We start from the raw sequence: 4,001 nt of genomic DNA, 5'->3' as shown, positions 1-4,001 counted from the left end.
CCGCAGCCGGCGCCTCGGGGGGCGGCGCGCCGGCGGGACGCACGGACGGCCTCAGCGCCAGCGGGAAGGGACCGCGGACGATCTCCCGGTAGCCCCCCTGCTCCGGATCGAAGTAGGCGAACCTCACCGCAGGCAGCGAGGTCGAGGCCGCCGTGAGCGGCACGACGGTCTGCTCGAACGCGAGCCGGCCGCTCAACCCGTCTGCGCCGGTCTCCTTCGCGAGCAGCCGCGGCTCGAAGGCCTTGAAGCCCGCTCCGCCATCCACGCGCGGGGCCGCGACCGGGCCGATGTTGCCGCTCCCCCGGATCTCCATCGTCAGGGTGACCGGCTCGCCGGCAGGGACCGCCGTGGGCCTGACCGACGCGGTGAAGCCGAAGGTCCCGACCGCCCCGCCGAAGGCCGCCGGCCTCCCCGCTTCGGGCAGCGCGCTGACCCGCAGCGACGACGCCAGCGGGTGCAGGTCGGTCCGGCGGATCTCCGCCCTCCCCGGCGACCCGTCGCCGCGGGCGGGGACGACCACGGTGAGGCGCACGGTCGGGCGAAGGGCGTACGCGCCGGCGGCGACGGTCTCCGCCCGCCCCACGAAGCGGCGGACGTCGTACGTCCTGCCGTTGACCTCCTCGCGTCCGCTCCCCGCATCGCGGAACGGGCCGAACTGCAGGCCCGGCGTCTCCTCGTTGACGAGGGCGATCTCGCGCCCCATCGTCAGCCCGCGGCTGTACACGGAGACGGTGAACTCGAAGACCTCGTGCAGGAAGCGCTCGCGCCGCGCCGTCGCCACGCTGGCGAAGAGCTGCCCGCCGGCCTCGTCGACCGGCTCCGCCGCAACGGGCGCCGACAGGACGAGGAGCCCGCAGGCGAGCAGGGCCGCGACGCCGCTCCGCGACGCGAGCCACGGTTGCCGTGCCCTCATCTCACCAGTCCTTCTCCACTGCCGTGGCATCCCCGCGGAAGGGACGCATCCTGCCGCGCTGGGACTGCTCCTGCTGCCTCAGCGCGTCGAGCAGCGTGCGCGCCTCCTCGGGCCGCATCTCCTTCCCCGACGGCTCCGGCCTGGGCGGCCGCTCCGGCGGCGGCTCACCGCGTCCGGCCCGCTCGGGCGGCCGGCTCGCGCCCTGTCCCTGGAGCTTCTGTGCGAGCCGCGCCCGCTTCCGGAACGCCAGCTCGTGGTTGACCTTCGGGTCCTCGTCGCCCGGGTCGACGCGCATCGCGCCTTCGTAGGCGGCGAGCGCCTCGTCGAGGAGGGCGATCGCCTTGGGCAGATCGCCGCCGCTCTCCGTCGCGTCGGCCGCCGTCTCCAGCGCGATGCCGCGCTGGTACCGCGCCGATTCTCGCAGGCGCTCGTCGCCAGCGTCCTCCAGTTCGGCGAAGGCCGCGGCCGCCTCCGGCGCGCGCCCGGCCTTCAGGAACGCGATGGCGCGGTCGTAGCCGCCCACGGCCGGGTCGAGCCCCTCCCCGCCAGCCTGCTCCGCGGCCCCGGCGAACCGGGTCGCCGCCTCGTCGTACCGGCCGGCCGCGAACAGATCGAGGCCCTCGTCCAGGGCGCGGCGCGCGCCGGCGGCCGCCGCGGGCAGGACATGGGCACCGGTCATCACGACGGCGGCGAGGATGCCGACGGCGGCTCGCCTCATGCGGAGACCCCCTTGCCCCGGCGCCGCTCCCCCAGCAGCGTCTCGACCGCAAGCAGGGCCAGCGCCCCCCCGAGGAACCAGGGGAAGCGCTCCGCGTAGGCCTTGACGAGCCGTGCCTCCCGCTCCTCGCGCTGCAGCGCGCCGAACCCGGTGTCGAGGACCCGGTCCCATCCGAAGTCGCCACCCGCCGCGATGACCGCCGTCCCCCCGGTGGCCGCGGCGATCTTCCGGAGCGTCTCCTCCCTGAGCGCGGTCCTGACGACCGTCCCCGAGCGGTCGCGGAGGAATCCCCCGACGTCCTGCGCCGACGGGATGAGTTCGCCGGCGGCGCTGCCGATGCCGACCGCGAAGACCCTGACCTTCTGCTGCGCCAGCGCGGCCGTCGCCCGCTCGATCCCGCCCGCGTGGTCCTCGCCGTCCGTGACGAGGATGACGACCCGGTCGGCCGCGCCGCCCTTGTCGAAGGCGGCGAGCGCCGCCTCCAGTCCCTGGGCGATCGCCGTCCCGCCGCGCGGGATCGTCCCCGGACGGACGTCGTCCAGCACCATCGAGAAGGCGGCGTAGTCCGTCGTCAGCGGGCACGCGAGAAAACTCGACCCCGCGAACGCCACCAGGCCGACGCGGTCCCCGCCGAGCCGCTGGAGCAGGTCGTTGAGCCCCCACTTCGCCCGCTCCATCCGGCTCGGCCGCGCGTCGGTCGCCAGCATGCTGCGGGAGGTGTCCAGGACGACGACGATGTCCAGACCCCGCCGCGGCTGCGCCTGCCAGCGGATTCCCCACTGCGGCCGGGCCAGCGACGCGAGCGCCAGCGCGCACGCCGCCAGCCAGAGGGCGGCCTTCACGCGGGACAGCGAGCGCCGGCGCTCCGGCGACAACTGGTCCGCCGCCGCCCTCTCGAGCAGCCGGCGCCAGCGCCGCTCGCGCAGCCAGACCAGCAGGACGAGCAGCGCCCCCAGCGGCACGAGCGCCCACAGCAGGGGGAGGAACCGGGGGTCGCCCCACTGGATCACGGCAGCCTCCCGAGCCGCGTCAGCGCCAGCCCCTGTTCCAGCAGGAGCAGGGCCAGGCCGAGGATCGCGAAGGGCACGAACCGTTCCTCGAACCGCGTGTACTCACGCACGTCGACGGCCGTCTTCTCCATCTCGTCGATCCGCGCGTAGACGTCCTCGAGCGCCGCGAAGTCCGCCGCCCGGAAGTACCGGCCGCCCGTGGTCTGCGCGATGCCCTCGAGGGCGCCCTCCTCGATCCCCGACTCCTGCAGCACGTACCGCACCTCGCCCGAGGCGTCCCGGATCGGCGCGCGCACCGGGCCGCTCGCGCCGGCGCCCACGGTGTAGACCCTGATGCCGAGGGCGCGCGCCGCAAGCGCCGCGTTCTCCGGAAGGAGGACGCCGCGGTTGTTGATGCCGTCGGTGAGCAGGACGACGACCTTCGCCGCGGCCTTGCTCTCGCGCAGCCGATTGACCGCGGAGGCGATGCCGTCGCCGATCGCGGTCCCGTCCTCGATCATCCCGGTCTCGAGGCGGTCCATCTGACCCAGGAGCCAGGCGTGGTCGAGCGTCAGCGGCGAGACCGTGTAGGGCGCCGCGGCGAAGGCGACCAGGGCGATGCGATCGTCGGGCCGGCGCCGGATGAACCGCCCGATCACCTCCTTGACCGCCGCGAGCCGGTCCAGCCGCCTGCCCCCGCCGGAGAGGTCCTCGGCGCGCATCGACGTCGAGACGTCCACGAGGAGCACGATGTCCCGCACCTCGGCGCGCACGAGGCTCTCGGGCACGCCGGTGCGCGGTCGGGCCAGCGCGACGGCGAGGCACGCGAAGCCGAGCCCGAACGCGACCGGGAGCAGCCGCTGCGCCCGCACCGCCCACGTGGCGGGGAGGCGGGCGAGCGCCCCCCCGTCCCCGAAGTCCACCGCCGGCCTGCGCCGGCGCCACCCGCGCAGGAACGCGAGCGCCGGCGCCAGGAGCACCAGCAGCAGCGCCCACGGGTACTCGAACCTCACCGGCCGCCCCCCGTGCCCGCGGCCCGCCCCTGCGTCGGGGGCGGCGCCGTCTCGCGCACCAGGCGCTCGGCCGCCGCGAGAGCGCGCGAGGCGTCTTCGGACGACGGCCGGTGCCGCGCGAACTTGACCAGGTCGCAATGCGCCAGGAACAGCCGGACCAGCTCCTGGTGGGCGGGCTTGAGCTGCCCGGAGACGGCCGCCTCGCGGATGAGTTCCTCGGTGGTGCGCTCCGGCGCGCGCAGGGCGAACCGATCCTCGAGGTAGCGCCGGACCACGTCGGACAACTCCCGGTACCAGACCTCGGCGTCGGGCCCGCCGGCGGCACGGGCACGAAGCGCGGCCAGCGCGCGCAGCGCCGCCTCATGCGG

The 4,001-nt window shown here is 75.7% G+C and carries 5 protein-coding genes; all 5 read right to left on the bottom strand.

Features of this window, described 5'->3' with window-relative positions:
- Positions 1-913 (bottom strand): hypothetical protein (locus tag VI078_12695; protein ID HEY6000139.1); only part of this gene is annotated, 913 nt, incomplete at its 3' end.
- A gap of 1 nt (position 914) precedes the next feature.
- Positions 915-1,631 (bottom strand): hypothetical protein, encoded by a 717-nt coding sequence (locus tag VI078_12690; GenBank protein ID HEY6000138.1) that lies wholly within the window; start codon positions 1,629-1,631, stop codon positions 915-917.
- Complete coding sequence (locus VI078_12685; GenBank protein ID HEY6000137.1) at positions 1,628-2,641, bottom strand: VWA domain-containing protein; 1,014 nt, start codon at positions 2,639-2,641, stop codon at positions 1,628-1,630. Before VI078_12685 ends, VI078_12690 begins: the two co-directional genes overlap by 4 nt.
- Positions 2,638-3,633 carry a VWA domain-containing protein gene (locus VI078_12680; GenBank protein HEY6000136.1) on the bottom strand — a complete coding sequence of 332 codons (996 nt, stop codon included), beginning with the start codon at positions 3,631-3,633 and terminating at the stop codon, positions 2,638-2,640. Before VI078_12680 ends, VI078_12685 begins: the two co-directional genes overlap by 4 nt.
- Positions 3,630-4,001: hypothetical protein (locus VI078_12675; protein HEY6000135.1), on the bottom strand; the 372-nt coding region annotated here is incomplete at its 5' end. The genes VI078_12680 and VI078_12675, both read right to left, overlap by 4 nt.

The sequence above is a fragment of the bacterium genome (assembly GCA_036524115.1).
In the GTDB taxonomy this organism is placed as follows: Bacteria; JAUVQV01; JAUVQV01; order JAUVQV01; family DATDCY01; genus DATDCY01.
Note: the sequence above shows the minus strand (reverse complement) of the source record. Positions and strands in the feature narration are given on the sequence as shown.

Coding starts and splice junctions, on each gene's coding strand:
- VI078_12690 (HEY6000138.1), bottom strand. CDS start 1,631: ATGAGGCGAGCCGCCGTCGGCATCCTCGCCGCCGTCGTGATGACCGGT.